The sequence below is a fragment of the Paenibacillus timonensis genome (assembly GCF_022427145.1).
Lineage (GTDB): Bacteria > Bacillota > Bacilli > Paenibacillales > Paenibacillaceae > Fontibacillus > Fontibacillus timonensis.
Window position 1 is genome coordinate 61,457 of sequence record NZ_JAKSXN010000014.1, and the last position, 17,203, is coordinate 78,659.

10 protein-coding genes are annotated in these 17,203 nt (G+C 54.7%); 8 read left to right on the plus strand and 2 right to left on the minus strand.

Features of this window, described 5'->3' with window-relative positions; genetic code table 11:
- Positions 1-8 precede the first annotated feature (8 nt).
- Entirely contained in the window at positions 9-473 is a 465-nt protein-coding gene (locus tag MJ257_RS07525) for an AraC family transcriptional regulator (RefSeq protein ID WP_240268648.1), read from the minus strand.
- Positions 474-642: 169 nt separating this feature from the next.
- Here MJ257_RS07525 and MJ257_RS07530 point away from each other — a divergent pair, with 169 nt between their 5' ends.
- From MJ257_RS07530 to MJ257_RS07565, 8 genes are all read left to right on the plus strand, one after another.
- Entirely contained in the window at positions 643-1,278 is a 636-nt protein-coding gene (locus MJ257_RS07530; protein ID WP_240268649.1) for a pyridoxamine 5'-phosphate oxidase family protein, read from the plus strand.
- A 70-nt stretch (positions 1,279-1,348) separates the two neighbouring features.
- Positions 1,349-2,869, plus strand: a complete 1,521-nt coding sequence (locus tag MJ257_RS07535; protein ID WP_240268676.1) for an extracellular solute-binding protein — start codon at positions 1,349-1,351, stop codon at positions 2,867-2,869.
- A 32-nt stretch (positions 2,870-2,901) separates the two neighbouring features.
- A complete protein-coding gene (locus MJ257_RS07540; protein ID WP_240268650.1) occupies positions 2,902-4,674 on the plus strand; it encodes a cache domain-containing sensor histidine kinase in 1,773 nt (590 codons plus the stop codon).
- Positions 4,671-6,266 carry a response regulator gene (locus MJ257_RS07545; RefSeq protein WP_240268651.1) on the plus strand — a complete coding sequence of 532 codons (1,596 nt, stop codon included), beginning with the start codon at positions 4,671-4,673 and terminating at the stop codon, positions 6,264-6,266. The genes MJ257_RS07540 and MJ257_RS07545 overlap by 4 nt, the downstream gene beginning before the upstream one ends.
- 753 nt (positions 6,267-7,019) lie before the next feature.
- Positions 7,020-7,988: an ABC transporter permease gene (locus tag MJ257_RS07550; protein WP_240268652.1), complete on the plus strand. Its 969-nt coding sequence runs from the start codon at positions 7,020-7,022 to the stop codon at positions 7,986-7,988.
- Between the two features lie 17 nt (positions 7,989-8,005).
- Positions 8,006-8,923 carry a carbohydrate ABC transporter permease gene (locus MJ257_RS07555; protein ID WP_240268653.1) on the plus strand — a complete coding sequence of 306 codons (918 nt, stop codon included), beginning with the start codon at positions 8,006-8,008 and terminating at the stop codon, positions 8,921-8,923.
- 96 nt (positions 8,924-9,019) lie between these two features.
- Positions 9,020-10,552 carry an extracellular solute-binding protein gene (locus MJ257_RS07560; protein ID WP_240268654.1) on the plus strand — a complete coding sequence of 511 codons (1,533 nt, stop codon included), beginning with the start codon at positions 9,020-9,022 and terminating at the stop codon, positions 10,550-10,552.
- 30 nt (positions 10,553-10,582) lie between these two features.
- On the plus strand, positions 10,583-15,313 hold the full coding sequence (locus MJ257_RS07565; protein ID WP_240268655.1) for an S-layer homology domain-containing protein: 4,731 nt from the start codon (positions 10,583-10,585) through the stop codon (positions 15,311-15,313).
- 83 nt (positions 15,314-15,396) lie between these two features.
- Here the strand turns inward: MJ257_RS07565 and MJ257_RS07570 are convergent, their stop codons facing one another.
- Positions 15,397-16,974, minus strand: a complete 1,578-nt coding sequence (locus tag MJ257_RS07570; protein WP_240268656.1) for an FAD-dependent oxidoreductase — start codon at positions 16,972-16,974, stop codon at positions 15,397-15,399.
- Positions 16,975-17,203: the final 229 nt, after the last annotated feature.

Sequence of the window (17,203 nt, forward strand, 5' to 3'; positions counted from 1 at the left end):
GAGCTCTCTCACTGCAACATTTTAATAGGCACGCAGATTTCACAAGACTCATTCCGGATCATTTCCCCGGTGTATCGTTCCATCATCGGTTTGTCCTCGATTTGATATCCCATGGTATGAAGCATGGGCAACAATTCGGCCCAGGCCAACTGAAGGTCTTGAGCGGTGTGTTTTATCGTGAGAACCATGTAATCTCCACCGGCTATTTCACCGATGCGGATAGGTGCCTCTACCCGTACATCTTCGTCCGTCGAAATAACGATACACGCATCGTACCGACAGTTTTCCGGCGGCGTTGTTCGGGGGTTGTCTTGTGGAATCCCGAACAGGATCGCCGAGGGATTCAGTAGGCGATTGGCCTCCGCCCATGTTTTGATTTGCTCCATCGTGTGAACGTTGTCGGGACCATAGGGTCCCGCGTGCCTCGCATAAGCGATTCGATAGCGGGGAAGCGTTTCAAGCTTAAACTCCATTTTTGGATTCCTCCTTAAAGATGATTCATCGCGACTCAATCGCATCCTAACATGGTATAAAATGAATTTCCCTAAGTTTTTTAAATTTTTTTCAAGAGAATCGCCCTCAACGTTCGACAAAATCTCTGGACGAAGCTATGTATAATTTGGGTAAAGAAAGGGGATCAGCATGGACCAGTCATTATTTCGAGATACGATAACCTCCAAGCAAGAATTAAACGAGCTATGCGGATATCCCAGCGAACCGGTGAAGCATAAAGTCGTGTTTCGCCTGGATCCGTCTATCCGCGATTTCATCTCTAAGTCTCCTATGCTGTTTATGGCAACAAGCGATGCGGCAGGAAATTGCGACGTATCGCCCCGCGGCGATGAAGCCGGATTTGTGTTGACCTTGGATGACTTTCATCTCGTTATCCCCGAACGCCCGGGAAATAAACGCTTTGATTCCTTGGGCAATCTCGTGGAAAACCCGCGGATCGGATTGATCTTCATCATTCCCGGATTAAAGGAAACGCTGCGCATTAACGGGCAAGCTTGCATCATCAGGGATCAGGATTTGATGGAGCGGTTGAAAGCCAAGAACAAGGTGCCTCTGTTCGGAATCGGCGTGAAGGTTGAAGAGTGTTATATGCATTGCGCCAAGTCCTTTATCCGATCGCAGGTATGGGAGCCAAGCTCTTGGTTAACGCCAGAAGCCTTGCCCAATCCGTCGGCGATTTTAGCCGAACATACCAAGAAACTGGGCAGAACCGAAGAGGAGGTCCGCCAATCGCTGCAGGATAGCTATGAAAACCGGTTGTATTAGGAGGGAGGGAAAGGGGCGCATGGCGAGAAACAAGGCGGAGACATCCAAATGCCTTCCGAAATTAACGAGAATGCGGAAGATCCAGTTCCGCAGGAACGTACGGCTGCTTCCTTTTTCGCTGCTGCTGACGGGCATTGTCACGGGGTTCGCGGGCTGCGGCTTTCCCGGCCAAGCCCAAGAGCCGCCCCTTAATGGAGATCAGCGGTCCCGTCCTCAGGTCAACATCGTCATCTCCAATCTGGGCATGACTTTTCCCGAAGGCATGGATGAGAACGACAACCGCTATTTGAACTACATCGAAGAGCAAACCGGCCTGGACATCCAGGTCAACACGCCTCCCACCGAGGTCTACGACGAGAAACTGGACGTCATTATGTCCTCAGGGAATCTCCCCGATCTATTGCACGCCTACGAGCCCGTTTGGTTCGACAATTATGTCAAGCAAGGGGCACTCCTCCCCTTGGATGATCTCATCGACCGGTACGGCCCCCACCTGAAAGCGAAAATCCCCTCTGAAGTCTGGGACAGAGTCAAATACGGCGGCAAAATTTATGCCGTACCGAGCTTAAACGAAGTGACGGGCATCGAATTGATGTATGCGCGAAAAGATTGGCTGGACCGGCTAGGCCTAGCCCCTCCGAAAACGCTGGACGAATACTACGAAGTCATTCAAGCCTTTACCCGGGACGACCCGGACGGCAATGGCCTGCAAGACACCGTCGGTCTGACGTTCACGGCAGACCTTGGACGGTCCTCCCCGTTCTTCGGCGCTTTCGGTACGCAGCTGGATACCTGGTTTGAGCGGGATGGGAATTTGGTATATGGCAATATTTTGCCGGAAACCAAGGAAACGCTAGGCTTCCTGGCCCGGTTGTACCAAGAAGGACTGCTGGAACGGGAGTTCCCGTTAAACCTTCAGACGAACTTGTTCGAGAAGATCGAATACGGAAAGGTCGGGCTATTCTCAGCGACGTGGTACGACACGCGCGGCCCGATTGCGGCCAACATGAAACGGGATCCGAACGCCCGCTGGATTCCCCTGGAATACCCGATAGGGCCCCAAGGGAACAAAGGCGTATACAGCATAGACACCATTCGCGGCTATAACGTCATCCCCGCCGATTCACCGCATGCCGCTGAAGTGATTCAACTGCTGGATTTTATCGCAAGCGATTATAAAACGTTGAAGCTTGGTTTCGAAAATGAAATTTGGCGGCGGGAAGGAGATCGGATCGTCACGGATTTCGCCCTGCATGACGAGAGCCTGTACCGCGGGATTTATCAGTCCCTGGTGGACGTTCCCGACGAGACGTTGTTTAAGCAGCGGCTCGACTCGCTGGGTGATTTTAACCTGTACAACAATATCCAGACCATTCACCGCAATATTATGCCTAGCGCATTTTACGGGATTCCGACGCCAGCCATGGGAAAATACAGCGATCATCTCAATCGATTGGAGGACGTATTCGTCAAAATCATTTTAGGCATCGAACCGCTGGACGCGTTCGACCAATACGTCGAACGTTGGAAAGCGGAAGGGGGGAGTGAAATTACGAAAGAAGTCAATCGCTGGTACGAGAGCAGAAGATAAGGCGAGCTTCTCGGTATGGAAGGGGGAGTACGGTGATTCGATGGATCTTGAACCGGTTTTCGCACCATATTCAATTCCGGCTGACCGGATATTTTATACTCATTTTGCTCCCCCTGGTGTTGATCAGCCTGTTTGCGGTGGAGAGGTCGCGGGATATTCTTTATGACCAGGCGGTGCAGCGTACCGAAACGGCCCTATCCTCGGCGATGAACCATTTGGACCTGGTCTTTCAGAATGTCGAGGAGATTTCCACGCTGATCGCCGGCGACCCCGCCATGAATGCGCTGCTGAACGAGAACGGGAGCGATTTCTCGCCGCATTCGATCCTGGCGTTCTCTTCTATTTTGGAACAATTGTCGAATTCGGTATCGGTAAACCGGTATATTTCGCAAATTTCCGTCTACCATCCGGCCTCGGGCATGCTGATCTCCACCCATTACGGAGGCAAGCAACTGGCGGGGGACGCGCAGAAGGAATGGTTTGTGGAGACCGCCCGCCATAACGGGACAGGCATCTCTTATGTTAAGGCGGACTATGCGGTAACGGACGGGGTGACCTTTGGGCAATTGACGAACTCCGACAGCATATCGCTGCTGCGGGCAATGGATTTGTACAACAGCGATCGGCAAGCCAATTTGCTGGTCGTGTCGTTCAGCAAGAATAAATTACTGAACATTATCAAAACGCTGCTGCCCTCCGAAAATAGCCGGATCGCGCTATCGAATGATCGAGGAGAGGTGCTGCTTGAGGTGGGCAAACCTTCGGCACCGCATCTCCCGGAGCAGGACATGTCCGTCACAATCGATTCTTCCTACTCGACCTGGCGGTTGACGCTGCTCCAGCCCAAAAGCGAGCTGTACCTGGAGACCGATCAATTGCGCCAGTTCACGTTTGCCATTATCGGACTCAGCCTGATACTTGCTTTTACCGTCTCCTGGGTCGTTTACAGCGGAATCGCCTCTCCCGTGCTGAAGCTGGCCAAAGGGATGCGACGATTCGGGAACGGAGAGCTTAGCACCCATGTCAGTACGAATCGAAAGGACGAGTTCGGATTTTTGATCCAATCGTTTAACCGCATGGTCATGGTGCAGAAGCACTTGATCGAGGATCATTATGAGCAGCAGCTGCGGCTGAAGACGACCGAACTCCGTTTTCTGCAATCGCAGATCAACCCCCATTTTTTGTACAACACGCTGGATTCGATCTATTGGATGGCCAAAAATTACGATGCGGAGGAAATCAGCGAGATGGTGATGAACCTCTCCAGCTTTTTCCGGCTAAGCCTGAACAAGGGCAGGCAGGAGTTTACGATCGAAGAGAGCATCGTCCACTTGAACTATTATTTGCGCATCCAGCAGCTTCGATTTATGGACAATTTCCGCGTGGAATATCGGATCTCGGAGCAAAGCAAGCGGATTCCGCTGTTAAAGCTGCTGCTTCAACCCATCGTCGAGAATGCGATCATCCATGGCATGGAAGGAAAAGAATCGGATGGACGTCTGGTCATCTCGAGTTGGATGGAACAGGAGCATACGGTGTTCATCCGCGTGGAGGACAACGGACCGGGCATTGAAGAGGGGCGGCTTCGCTATATCCAGCAGGAGCTTGACCGGATGGATCTCCACAAAGTAGCCGCTTATTCGCAGGATGAAGAGCAGGCGAAGGACTTGTTCGGCCTGCGCAATGTGCTGAGCCGGATGAAGCTGTATTACGGACCGGAGGCGAAGCTGGCCGTTCAGAGCACCTGGGGCGTAGGAACGGCCGTTTCATTATCGATTCCATTGGAGGGAGGGAGAACGGGATGAATCTGATGATCGTGGAGGACGAGCCCCGGCTGCGCCAGGCGCTGGCCCATAATATCACGTGGGAGTCGCACGGGATCGACATGATCGGTACGGCGGCTAACGGTCTTGATGCTTTAAAGCTCATGGAGCGGAAGAAACCCGACCTCATGCTGATCGACGTGCAAATGCCCGGCATGGACGGATTGGCGCTATTACGGGAGCTGAAGGAACGCGGATTCCTCAACCGGTTGATGAAGGTCATTATTTTGAGCGGGCACGACAATTTCGAATTTGCCCAGATCGCGATGAAACACGGGGTTTCGCGGTATTTGCTGAAGCCCGCGGGCGAGGAGGAGATTCTGGAAGCCGTGCTGGATGCTCGTCGCCAGCTGCAACAGGATTTGGAGCAATGGCGGCGGCAGGCGGCGTTAGAGAAGCAGTGGCTGTCCAACCTGCCTCATTTGCAAAATCTGTTTTTCCTTCAGTGGGCCGGCGGCAAGGTTGGACGGGAGGAGATTCTGGCCAAAAGCAAAGAATTGCACATTCCGTTGCGGCAGGAGGATCGGATCGCGGTTGCGGCGGTGGAATTGGATCCTTCCCCGGAGGACGGAGAGTCGACGGAGATCCAGAAGTTTACGCTGCAGTTGTTGGCTAAAGAGCTGCTAACTCCTCCAACCTGGTGGATCGCCGCCAACTCGGATATGAACCTGATGTTGGTCTACGTGATCGGCCCCGAGGCGGAAGCGAGCGAGGCACCGCTGCGGATGAACGCGGACTTGTCGCAGTTGCTTTCCCGGACCAAAGAAATGCTGCATCGCACCGCCAGTGCCGGCCTTAGCGCGGCGGCGGGGCCGTTGGAGCATCTGGATTCGTTATACCGGCAGGCTTGCCATGCCCTGCAGGAGCGGGTCGTGTTCGGGCATAATCTTGTCATCCCGTATCGGGAGACGGCCGGGGAGAGCGCCCGACCCTTTGCGATTCAGCCGAACCTGGAGAAGGAGCTGGAGATTGCGATGGAGACCGCGGACGAGGCCAAAGCCATGGAAGCCCTGCAGGGGATTTGGGATGGGCTGGTTTCGAAGATGGAGTCCTCGGACGATTTTCATGAGGCGGTTCTTTTTGTGCACGGCCTGTTTACCCGGATGATTCAAAAGCGGGGGTGGACGATCAAGCAGGTGCTTGAAGAAGATGCGAAATATATTCAGAACGTTAGTTTGCTCAGCACCCAATCGCAAACCTGGGCGCTTCTGGCGAGAATCGTACGCCGGGTTGTGGCCTACGTGAAAGAGCAGCGCAAAGCGAACAGCCATCAGGTGGTGAAGGAGATTCTCCGTTTGCTGAACGAGGAAATGGATCAGGAAATAACGCTGCACATGGTGGCGGATCGCATGTATATCAATTCCTCTTACCTTAGCCGGCTGTTCAAGCAGGAGATGGGTGCCGCCTTCTCGGATTATGTGCTGGAACGCAAGATGGAACGGGCCAAATCGCTGTTGCAGGAAGGGCATAAGGTCTACGACGCCGCCCGCTCGGTGGGTTACCGGGACGTGAGCTACTTCACCAAGGTCTTCCGCAAGTATTGGGGGGTAAATCCCGGGGAGTGCAAAAGTTAGTTTACAGTTAAGCTGGCAAGCCCGGACTCTGGGCGGGTTGCCTAGCGGGAGCAGGGCGCAGAGGGGTGGGTGCCGAGGGAGGTGCTAGGTGCGCGGGTGCTGGCGTTTGGCGGCGGGGGTTGGACGTGGGGAGCAGAGGCAGGGCGCTAGATTCAGAAGAGAGTAGTAGTCAGTAGTCGCTCCATAGTTCAAGGTGCTGGTGGATGAGTATCTAGCCGGGACAGCGACCGCAGTTCAGCTCTAACGCTTGTGAGCGGCGTTATTTGTGCCCAAAAGGGGACCCGCCGAATCTAACGCTGATAAGAACGCTTATTTCCCGATTTTCGGCGAAATAGGAGCTGTTTTCCCCCTCATAAGCTCTCTGGCAAGCGTTAGAATAGGAAATCCCCCTGTTTTCCCGAAATAAGCTCTCTGGCAAGCGTTAGCGAGAAATGAGCACGGAGAGAGCTTACCGATCAGATTACGCCGCGATGCAACGATTTAAGAACTATTTTGATCGGTTTGACCATGAGGAATTTACGGATTTCTGTACGATGCCATCATGCATAACCTTAATCGTACCGTCCACGTCGATTGATATGATCATAACTTCACGCCCGATAGAAGCCGCAAGGCTTCTTTTTTTTGCTCTCAAAAGGCTTAGAAACCATCAGATTACCACAAATAGTAATTGGTCTCTCCTACTCAGCCCGCCGGTCCGATTTTACAATTGTTTTACGAATGGACGATTGAAGGAAGAAAGGGGGCAAGCCGATGTCATTGAAGATCGGGATCGGAACGGAATCGACCAAAGCACCCAAGCCCAAACGAAGTTATTGGAGCCGGTTGGGACTCGACATCCGGAAGGAATGGGATCTTTATTTGCTGCTCGTGCCGGGCATTTTGTTTATTTTGTTGTTCAAATACACGCCGATGTACGGGATCAGCATTGCCTTCAAGGATTTCAACATTTTCAGCGGATTTGCGGACAGCCCGTGGGTCGGTTGGAAGCATTTCGAGAAGCTGTTTACGTCGCCGGATTTTGCCCAAGTGTTCAGAAATACAGTGATCATCAGCTTTCTGAAAATCGTCATCTTGTTTCCTTTACCCATCATCATCGCCCTGATGCTAAACGAGATGCGGAATTTGATCTTCAAGCGGACGGTGCAAACCGTCATTTATCTCCCGCATTTCCTGTCCTGGGTTATCGTTGGCGGGGTGTTTATGGATCTGTTGTCAACGAACGGGGGGATCGTCAATAAGACCTTAAGCGCGATGGGAATGGAACCGATCGCCTTCTTCCTGGACAACAGCGTATTCCGAAGCGTGCTGATCACTTCGGCGGGCTGGAAGGAGACCGGATGGAGCACGATCGTTTACCTGGCGGCGTTCACCACGATCGATCCGATGTTGTACGAAGCGGCGAGAATGGACGGAGCCGGCAGGTGGAAGCAGTTGTGGCATATTACCCTGCCAGGAATCGCGCCGATTATCATCCTGATGTTTATCCTTCGGCTCGGCAACGTGCTGGAAGCCGGAACCGAACAAATTCTGGTCATGTACAACCCGGTGGTTTACCAGGTGTCCGATGTTATCGGCACGTATGTGTACCGCATGGGGCTTGGCAGTCAGGACTATAGCTTCTCGACGGCGGTGGGTCTTTTTGAAGCGGTGATCTCCTTTACGTTGGTGATCGCCGGCAACGCGGCGAGCCGCAAATATCTGCAGCGCGGGATTTGGTAGGAAAGGGGAAGGGGCACATGGATCATAAGCCGACTTTGGAAGGATTGCGATCGCCTCGCAGCACGATAAAAACCTCGTTTTCCGAAAAATGCTTTACGGTGTTCAATTATGTATTCTTTGTCTTGTTGGGGCTGACGACGCTGCTTCCTTTCGTCAACTTGCTCGCCAAGTCCTTAAGTAGCGAGAGCGCCGTCATCTCCGGAAAGGTGGGTTTGCTCCCGGTGGGCCTTCAACTCGAGACGTATCACTATGTGCTTCAAGACTCCATGTTCCTGAATTCGCTGAAGGTATCGATCGCCCTGACCGTGGTCGGAACGGCGTGCAGTCTGTTTCTGACCACGCTAACGGCCTATCCGTTGTCGAAGGTTCGGCTACGCGGAAGAAAGGGGCTCTTGCTGATCTTCGTCTTTACGATGTTGTTCAGCGGCGGGTTGATTCCCACCTACCTGCTAATGCAGAACCTGAATCTGGTCAATTCGTTTCCGGTCCTATTCCTCCCTGCCATGGTCAATGTGTATAACATGCTGATTATCAAAAATTACTTCGAAGGCCTTCCGGAGGAACTGGAGGAATCGGCCAAACTGGACGGCGCGGGGAATATCCGGATCCTGGCGTCGGTAATGCTCCCCTTATCGTTGCCGGTACTTGCTACCATCGGATTGTTTTTTGCCGTGGCGTTCTGGAACGATTACTTCTCCGCGATGATTTACATCAGCGATCCGGCCATCAAGCCGATGCAGCTCTATTTGAAGGAACTTCTCGTGTCTTCCAGCGGCGATTTTCTCAAGGACAACGTCGATGCCGCCATTAATACGACCCCTCAGTCGATCCAAGCCTCTTCGATCCTGCTCGCGACCATTCCGATTCTGCTCGTATATCCTTTCCTGCAAAAATATTTCGTCAAAGGCGTGCTGGTCGGTTCGATAAAAGGTTGAGACGGACGTCGATAAATGACAGCTTCCTGAAGGAGGTGATGCGCTCCGCTTGCAGCAGTACCCCCTATATCGAAATGCATTTTAAGGAGGTAATTTATGATTCTCAAGACGAAAACATCGGCGGTACTCACCGCCATTCTAGGTTTCGCGTTGGCGTTGTCCGGCTGCGGTGGAGGAGGAGGAACGTCGGAGCCTAATGCGGCCGAACCTTCGGGCGGTACAACCAACGCATCGACGGAAGGGAATAACGGCGAGGGAAGCACGGGCAAATCGGACCTGCGAATGATTATGCAATATGGGCTATTCGATCCGAAGACCGAATACGTGGCGAAATACATCGAGGAACGGACCGGATTTCATGTGGAATATGAATTGCTGCCGGCGGAGAATGCCGATGAGAAGCTCAACCTGATGGTGTCCAGCAAAGAAAATTATGACATCGCCAAGCTGAATGCGGCTCAGTTCTACAACCTGGCTTCGGCGGGGGCGCTCGAGCCGATGGATGAACTCCTGGAAGCGCATGGAAACTATATCAAGCAATCGATCAAGCCGGAGTCTTTCGCCAGCGCAACGATCGACGGGAAGATCTACGGTATTCCCGAGACCGGAGCCGGCGTGAGCATCGGCGAGGAGCTTGTCGTCCGGCAGGATTGGCTGGATGAACTCGGCTTATCCATTCCGACGAACCGGGATGAGCTGTATACGGTGCTAAGGACAATCAAAGAAAAGAAAAACGTCATCCCTCTGACGATGAGCAAGGATTCCATCTACGGCGACATTGCCACGACGTTTGGCGTGTACACCGATTGGAAGGAAGTGGACGGCAAGCTGGTGCACCGGGCGGAGCAGCCGGAGATGAAAGAGTACATTGCCTACATGAACAAGTTGTACAAAGAAGGCCTGCTGGATACCGAAACTCCGCTGAATACGGCCCAGGAGTCGATCGAGAAATTTTCCGGCGGCAACGCGGCCATGTATAAGCTGGCTTGGTGGAACGCGGGGTCGACGATTGCCGCGCTCCAGAAGAACTTCCCCGAAGCCAAGACGACTATCATTCCTTATCTGAAGGGACCGGATGGGAAAGCCGTCGTGGGCGCTAAGGCGAATACGACCTGGTATATCGGAATTCTGAAGTCCTCCAAAAAGAAAGACGCCGCCATGGAGTTTCTGAACGCGAAGCTGGAGCCGGAGACGTTCAAAGGCATCGCCCTCGGCCAGGAAGGCGTTCATTACGAAGTGAAGGATGACAAGTATTATCCGATTCTCCCGATCTTCAACGATCAATTAAACAACGCCAGCAGCTTCATGACGGGCGTCGACGAAGAGAAATATCCGATCTACTGGCAGGCTCGCGTACGGAAGGATCCGGTGCTTCAGGCGCATTTTGAAGCCTTCCAGAAAAACGCCGAAGGCCTGATCGTCGTGGATCCCATGTCAACGGCACCGCCGATCGAAGCCGTATCCAAAAATCTGCTCAAGCTGACGACGTTATTGGATGATAACGTGCTGCAATTCATTTCCGGAGCGAAGCCGATCGAGCAATATGACCAATTCCTGGCGCAGTGGAGAGCGGAAGGCGGAGCCGATATGGTCGCTGCGGCGAACGAATGGTTCCAGTCGACTAAGTAATTGATCCGCGGGTGAAAAGGGGGGAAGTTGATGAAGCGTGCGTTACTGAAACGGATGGCCGGGCTGATTTCTCTCTCTTTGTTGGCGACGTTGTTCTGGCCGGGGATGCCGATCACCTCCTCGGCCGCCGGAATGGAGGACATTCCGAACGCGGAAGAGGCTGGAGGGGAACCGATTCAGTTTGTAAGCGAGGACGGCGGTAGCTCGCTTGTGTTCACGGACATTAACGTGGCGCAGGCCCCGCTGGAGGAAAAGGCCGATTATCTCGCCTTGTTCACGAGCGGCGCGACCGTAACCGGCGCAACGTATGACACCCCTGCGCCAGAGGTGCGGGTTCCGGAGCAACACGTTGCGGTCGCCGTTGATGCGGAAGGCTTCGTGCAGGAGGTGGTTGGCCCGCAAGACGATCCCCCGACAACCTGGGATGCGGAGCGAATGCTCCCGATTCCGGAAGGAGGGTATATCGTACTGGCCGGAGGGCACAGCACCTGGGACGAGTCGAGTTTTCGGCCGGCGCTCTATCGGCAGTATCCTGCCGGAGATCGGGTGATGCTGATGCGAGCGGGGGTGGAGGTGACCGCGGCGGATTTTCTTCCGCCATCTCCTGCTCCGGAGCCAGAGCCGGAACCCGGGCCCGCTCCAGACCCTACCCCCGGACCTGAGCCCGATCCGGAGCCGCAGCTTCCGGAACTTATGATCCTCACGGAGGATCAAACCATCGTGGACATTCCCGTCATTGAAGTAGCCGGGTTTGTAGCGAATTATGACGCGGAGCTGGATCTAGACGTCACAGTGAATGGGGATCCTGCCGAGTTGTCGGCAGATGGCGTATTTCGCGAGAACGTGTATTTAAGTCCTGGAGCGAACGCCGTTACGATCCAACTGCTTCAGGCAGGGGAGGAAGTGGCGACGAAGATGATGACGATTATGTATGAACCGGCGGAGAATCAGGACTATATCGAGGTCGAGGCGGCACCCAAGGACATCTCGATCGACATCGATGGTCCACGGATCAAGATCGACTACGTCGACAAAGACGTGACGGGCGTGCCGAATATCGTGGCTTTGTTGACCAGAGATTACGGCGGCTCCCTCGTGGTTCCCCAGACGAATGTCGCGGTCCAGGTTGACGCGAGCAATCGGGTCTTGCAGGTCATCAATCCTTCGATCAACGGCCAGCCACCCGTATGGACCGGACCCACTCCTCTTGATATACCGGAGGAAGGTTATGTGCTGATGGCGCAAGACAACAGTTATGCCGGCAACTACATCAAACGCTTCCTGGCGGAAAACTTCAAGGCTGGAGATATCATCAAGCTGCGCAAGAACGGGGAAGTCGTATCGGTGCGGGATCTGATGAGCGGCAACGGCTTGATCGCCCGCCTTCAGCTGAACAATCAGCAGATCTACACCGTACCGGAGGACAACACGGTCCTCTCGGGGATGATCGAGAACATCGATAATCCGGCGGCCATCCAACTGCTCGTCAACGGGAGTTCCGTTCCTTTTGATGCGGGGGGATCTTTTAACTATACCTATCCCTTAACTAAAGGCACCAACTATATCGAATTGAGGGTGTTGAAGAACGGGATCGAGCAGGACCGGCGGGATCTTGCGGTGTTTGCCCGGGACCATCTCGCCGCGGACAAAGAAGTCATTTTATGGGTAGATCAAGCCTCCAACGCGAAAAAGTTCCAGACGAGCGAGCAAGTGCGGGCTTTTCTTCAAAAAGCCAAAGACAGCGGGGTGACCTCCATCGCCTTCGATGTGAAAGGCGTTGAAGGGTACGTCTCGTACAAGAAGAACGACTTGACCGGAAGGCCTTACGTCAGCGAAATCCAAGCTCCCGAAAAGGCGGGGGCCAGCCCCAACCTGGATTTGCTCCAGGAGTTCATCGATCATGGCCATGCCCTGGGGCTGGAGATTCATGCTGCCGTTAACGTATTTGCCGAAGGATCGATCGCCCATAACGAGTTCGCCGTACTGAATGACCACCTGGATTGGGAGGAGCGCGTGCATTACGCAGAGAATAACGGCGAAATCAAACGGCTGCGGGAAAGTGCGAAGCAGGGCTTGGTGGCTTTCGTGAATCCGGCGAACGATGAAGTGCGCGAATACCAGCTCAAGACGTTTGAGGAAATCATCAAAAATTATGACGTGGACGGCGTGGTGCACGACCGGGGGCGGTACGACAATGAAGGCGCGGACTTCAGCGAGGAGACGAGGGTCAAGTTCGAACAGTTTTTGCTCCAGCGCGGCAAGACGTTGAGCCAGTGGCCGAATGATATTTTCTATTATGAAAATAACGCCAGAGTGGATGGTCCGCTCATTCAGGATTGGTGGGAGTTCCGGTCGAGCGTGATCCAGAGCTTCTTCGGCGAAGTGAAAGCGCTGGTGGACTCCTATGAAGCTCAAACGGGAAGAACCATCAAGGTATCTTCCTATGTCGGTTCTTGGTATGAGACGTATTACCTGAACGGGGTGAACTGGGGAAGCAAGAACTTCCGCATCCATCCCTCCCTGGGCTTGCCGGTCGAGTCCGTATATACACCGGAGTATTACGATACCGGTTATATCGAATACCTGGACTTTCTGATGATCGGCGCCTACCAGACGACCAGTCAAGAAATCCAGAAGTACATTACTCTCGGCAACATCGTGACGAATGGAGAAATTCCGCTGTATGCGGGAATCGCGCTAAATAATGTGCAGCTTCCTGCCGTTCAGCGCGAGGTATTCCAAGCGGGCTTGAAAACGACCAACGGGCTGATGCTGTTCGACGCTTCCCAGATTAACTGGGCGATTGCCAAGGCGGCGCTGCAGGACCGTGAATGGGTGAAGGATTACCAGCTTGGCATGAGCTTGCCCGACAGCGCCGATACGTTCCTGGAAGGTCATTATTACAACGTGAACCGGGTGGAAGGCAACATTAACGTGATGACGGAAGCTTTCGGAACAACGACCGGCACGAACCGTTTTGGCGTCGAGGTGGTCGTAAACAACACGGGGGAAGTGACCCGCGTGGTCAACCGGAAGCAAGCCATCAACTGGAGCTGGGGAGCTCCGGAAGAGAACAACAGCGTGATTCCGCCAGGCGGTTTCGTCATCTCGACGATCGACCCTTCGGGCACGAGAACGAACCGGCAGCTCGTGGCGAATGCTTACGAGGTGGGAGATCAGGTTCGCGCGGCGGTATTAAGCGGCCTGATGGACGATGAGTTGCGAGAGACACGGGACAGCCATTATCAGTTGGAAGGGACGGTCGAAGTGCTTGGGCCCGGGTCGCCTTCCGTCAAAGTGAACGGAGAGCCGGCTTCCATCTCCCCAACCGGGACTTTTACGGCGAGCGTTCCGTTAACGACGGGAATCAACTTCGTCCAAGTGGATGTGTACGTCGATGAGCTGAAGACGAATAGCGAATCGGTACAAATCATTCGCACGTCCACCGGGGATGGCGGCTCCAATCCAGGCCAACCGGGGTCGCCGGGCGGCGGCGGTTCACCGTCCACGCCAACTCAACCCGCGAAACCGGAACGGTTAAGCGTCCAGAAGAAAACAGCGGAGAACGGGCAGCACCTCGTTGACCTCAAAGCCGATTTGACGCGGATGCTTGAGGAGGTGAAGAGTCTTCGCGAGAAGCCGGCGCAATCGCAGCAGCTGCAATACAGCTTTAACGAAACTTCCGACGTTATCACCCTGCATCTGCCGATCCAGGGGTTGGAGGCGGCAGTGAAGGAGTTGCCGAATGGCGTCATCCTCCTAGAGTCTTCGTTAGGAAGGTTGGAGTTGCCTGTGAAGGCGCTGAATGAATCCCTGAGCCAGAGAGGGGCGGCGGATCGCTTGCAGATTCGCATAGGCCTTCCCGTGAAGGCGCAGGAAGACCGGCTCAACGAGTTGTTGCCGGAGCCGGCCGAACGGCTTGGATCGTTACTGGAGATCTCCTTGTTCTGGGGACAGGGCGACTCCTTGACTGCCCTGCCTGCCTTTAAGGGAGCGGATGCCAAGCTGACGACCGCGCCGCTGACCGGAGCCGTAGATGCCGATACAACGACCGTTCTGCTTCTGGAACCTTCCCTGAACCGCTATGCGTTCGTGCCTGCGGTGATCCAGCAGGAAGGCGGAAAGGCCCGGATGACGTTCCGGCTGAAGGATAGCGGTACTTATGCGGCGATTTCGCACCGGAAGACCTTTACGGACATGAGCGGTCACTGGGCTGCGGACGAGGTGGCGATGTTGGCCTCCAAAACGGTCGCCCAGGGCACCTCCGACACGGAATTCAGTCCCCATGCTCCGATCACGAGAGTCCAATTTACCGCCATGCTCGTCCGCGCCCTCGGACTAACGGGACAGGGGCGTGACTTTAGCACGAGCATCACGTTCACGGATGTAAGCTCCGATGCGTGGTATGCGGGCGCGGTATCGACGGCGGTGGAACACGGGTTGATTGAAGGTTTTGATGGCGGGAAGTTCCGTCCGAACGAGCAAATGACGCGGGAACAGATGAGCGTGCTGTTGGTTCGAGCCTTGAAGCTGGCAGGCACGGAGGTAGCCCCTGGAAATCCCGATTCCATGCTGGTAGGGTTCGAGGATCGCAGCCATATTGGAAGCTGGGCTGAAGAAGCCGTTGCAACCGCGGTGGATTTGGGCTTAATGAAGGGGCGCGGGGACGGGGTGTTCGCTCCCGAGGCCTCGTCCACCCGTGCGGAAGCGGCGGCGGTTCTCGCCCGAATGCTGCGGCTGGCGGGGCTGATCAATCCATAAGCGAGTTTGGAGAGTTCTACGGGAAACGTAAAATGCCAGCCTGCGGATGAAGTCATCCGGAGGCTGGCATGATTTTTTTCGGATTAGACCGGACGAAGCTTCGGCCATTGCAATTCAATCCCTTGATCGAGGAGCCGCTGCTGAAAGTCGGATAAGGTTTCTTCATGATTGCGTACATCCGTAGGAAAGAGGTTGCGGTCCAAGCAGAAGCTGGCGCAATGCCCCGCTGCTTCGCCGATGTTCCATTCCACGGGATGAAGACGGTAGCAGCCGTTCGTGATATGGGTGACTCCGATGTTTTTGCCCGCCGCCAACACGTTCTTGACCCGTTTCGGGATCAAGCTGCCAAGCGGAATTTGAAAAGGCAAGGAGGAAATATCGATATACGGCTGGTTACCCGTGCTCGGATGCAGATCGATGCGGTAACAGCCGACTCCGACGGAATCCGGGAACCACTCGGCTACGCCGTCCGGCCGGGAGGCCGTGGCGACATGCTGCTCCAGCACCGTGAACTCCGCTTGAATCCTTCTCGACTCGCGGATATAGGGAGCCATGGCCAACCCGTCTTCCGTTCCGACGACGTCTCGGCGCAGACGCAGACCCGGGTAGCCTTGCCCGCCGTCGGGACGGGGAGCCTCGGTTTGCAGCCAATACAAGAGCGACAAGCTCAGCTGTTTGGCTTGGTGCAGATGATGCGCGGCTTCCTTCTCCGGAACGTCGATAATGGAGCCTAGCCAATAGTCGTTCTGCGGCCAGTTGATCAGGGAGAGCGGACGAAAGCCGAAACGGTTGTCGAAATGGGCCGGATCGAGGATTTGCCGGTATTGAAACAGCGGGAATTTGCCCCCGTGCCCCGGAAAAATTTCATATTCGACCGGCTCGTTCGTGGATGGCCTCACGCCGGTCAAGCTTAACAGCCGATCCGGCCAGAAATCGGGCTTATACGGTCGCCAGAAATCGTACATCTCGGGTTTGTCGATGAGATGCTCTTCTCCCTCCGCGTAATCTACGGCGAAGCAATAAGTAAAGCCCTGGATGTCCTGTGGCGCGGGGTCTCCGTCCACCGCATGGGGTTCGCCGGTCTGCGCTTTGGACTCCGCTCCGGTCACGTATTCGATGCCGGCTATCGGAAGCAAATCGCCAAGCTCGGTGGCATCGATAAAAAACGGGGCCTGAAGCACGAGCTCATCTCCGGTGCTAAGATGACGCACCGTTACGCTGCTCACCACGTCCCCGGCGGATTCGGCTTGTTGGATTCGATAGTTGAACAGAATCGTCAACCTACCGCTGTGAATGTACGGAGCCAACATCTGCCGCAGCACGGCCAAGCCGACGCGCGGATCATGACTGATCCGGCTGACGATGCCGCTGCCGGGATTGAGCCCGGGCTGGTTCCTTGCCGCCGGCGTCATCGGAAAATGTTCCCGATAATAGTGGCGGACGCCTTCGCGGAAATTCCGGTACGTTCTCGTACAACCAAAATGCTCGATCCAGGGGTGCTCATCGGGCGGAACGGCCTGGCTGGTGAGCTGTCCGCCGATCCAGAGCGTCTCCTCCGTCATGATGACGGTTTTGCCCGAAGCCGCAGCGGCCAGGGCCGCGGCGGTTCCTCCGGTTCCGCCCCCGAGAATCACGATATCGGCCTGCATTTCGCGTTTCATCGCATGGTTTCTCCTTTTGGCTTGGATTTAAGAGTTTGGCGTCAGGTTGCCTATGATTGCATTCATTGTAAAGGGTTCGGCACGAGAACGGTACGGGAGGCGGGTGACCTTTTATGGTAATCTGATGTGCATTCGCCCTCAGCCTCATTCCAATTCGCGCCTGATCTGGTATGCTAGGAATCATCATAGACTTTCTTGAAGCGACTATTTCACGTTGTAGGAGGTAAGC

Excerpts from the sequence above, each read along its gene's own strand:
- MJ257_RS07565 (WP_240268655.1), top strand. The coding sequence starts at position 10,583 with ATGAAGCGTGCGTTACTGAAACGGATGGCCGGGCTGATTTCTCTCTCT.
- MJ257_RS07525 (WP_240268648.1), bottom strand. The coding sequence starts at position 473 with ATGGAGTTTAAGCTTGAAACGCTTCCCCGCTATCGAATCGCTTATGCG.
- MJ257_RS07550 (WP_240268652.1), top strand. The coding sequence starts at position 7,020 with ATGTCATTGAAGATCGGGATCGGAACGGAATCGACCAAAGCACCCAAG.
- MJ257_RS07530 (WP_240268649.1), top strand. The coding sequence starts at position 643 with ATGGACCAGTCATTATTTCGAGATACGATAACCTCCAAGCAAGAATTA.
- MJ257_RS07535 (WP_240268676.1), top strand. The coding sequence starts at position 1,349 with ATGCGGAAGATCCAGTTCCGCAGGAACGTACGGCTGCTTCCTTTTTCG.
- MJ257_RS07545 (WP_240268651.1), top strand. The coding sequence starts at position 4,671 with ATGAATCTGATGATCGTGGAGGACGAGCCCCGGCTGCGCCAGGCGCTG.
- MJ257_RS07555 (WP_240268653.1), top strand. The coding sequence starts at position 8,006 with ATGGATCATAAGCCGACTTTGGAAGGATTGCGATCGCCTCGCAGCACG.
- MJ257_RS07560 (WP_240268654.1), top strand. The coding sequence starts at position 9,020 with ATGATTCTCAAGACGAAAACATCGGCGGTACTCACCGCCATTCTAGGT.
- MJ257_RS07570 (WP_240268656.1), bottom strand. The coding sequence starts at position 16,974 with ATGAAACGCGAAATGCAGGCCGATATCGTGATTCTCGGGGGCGGAACC.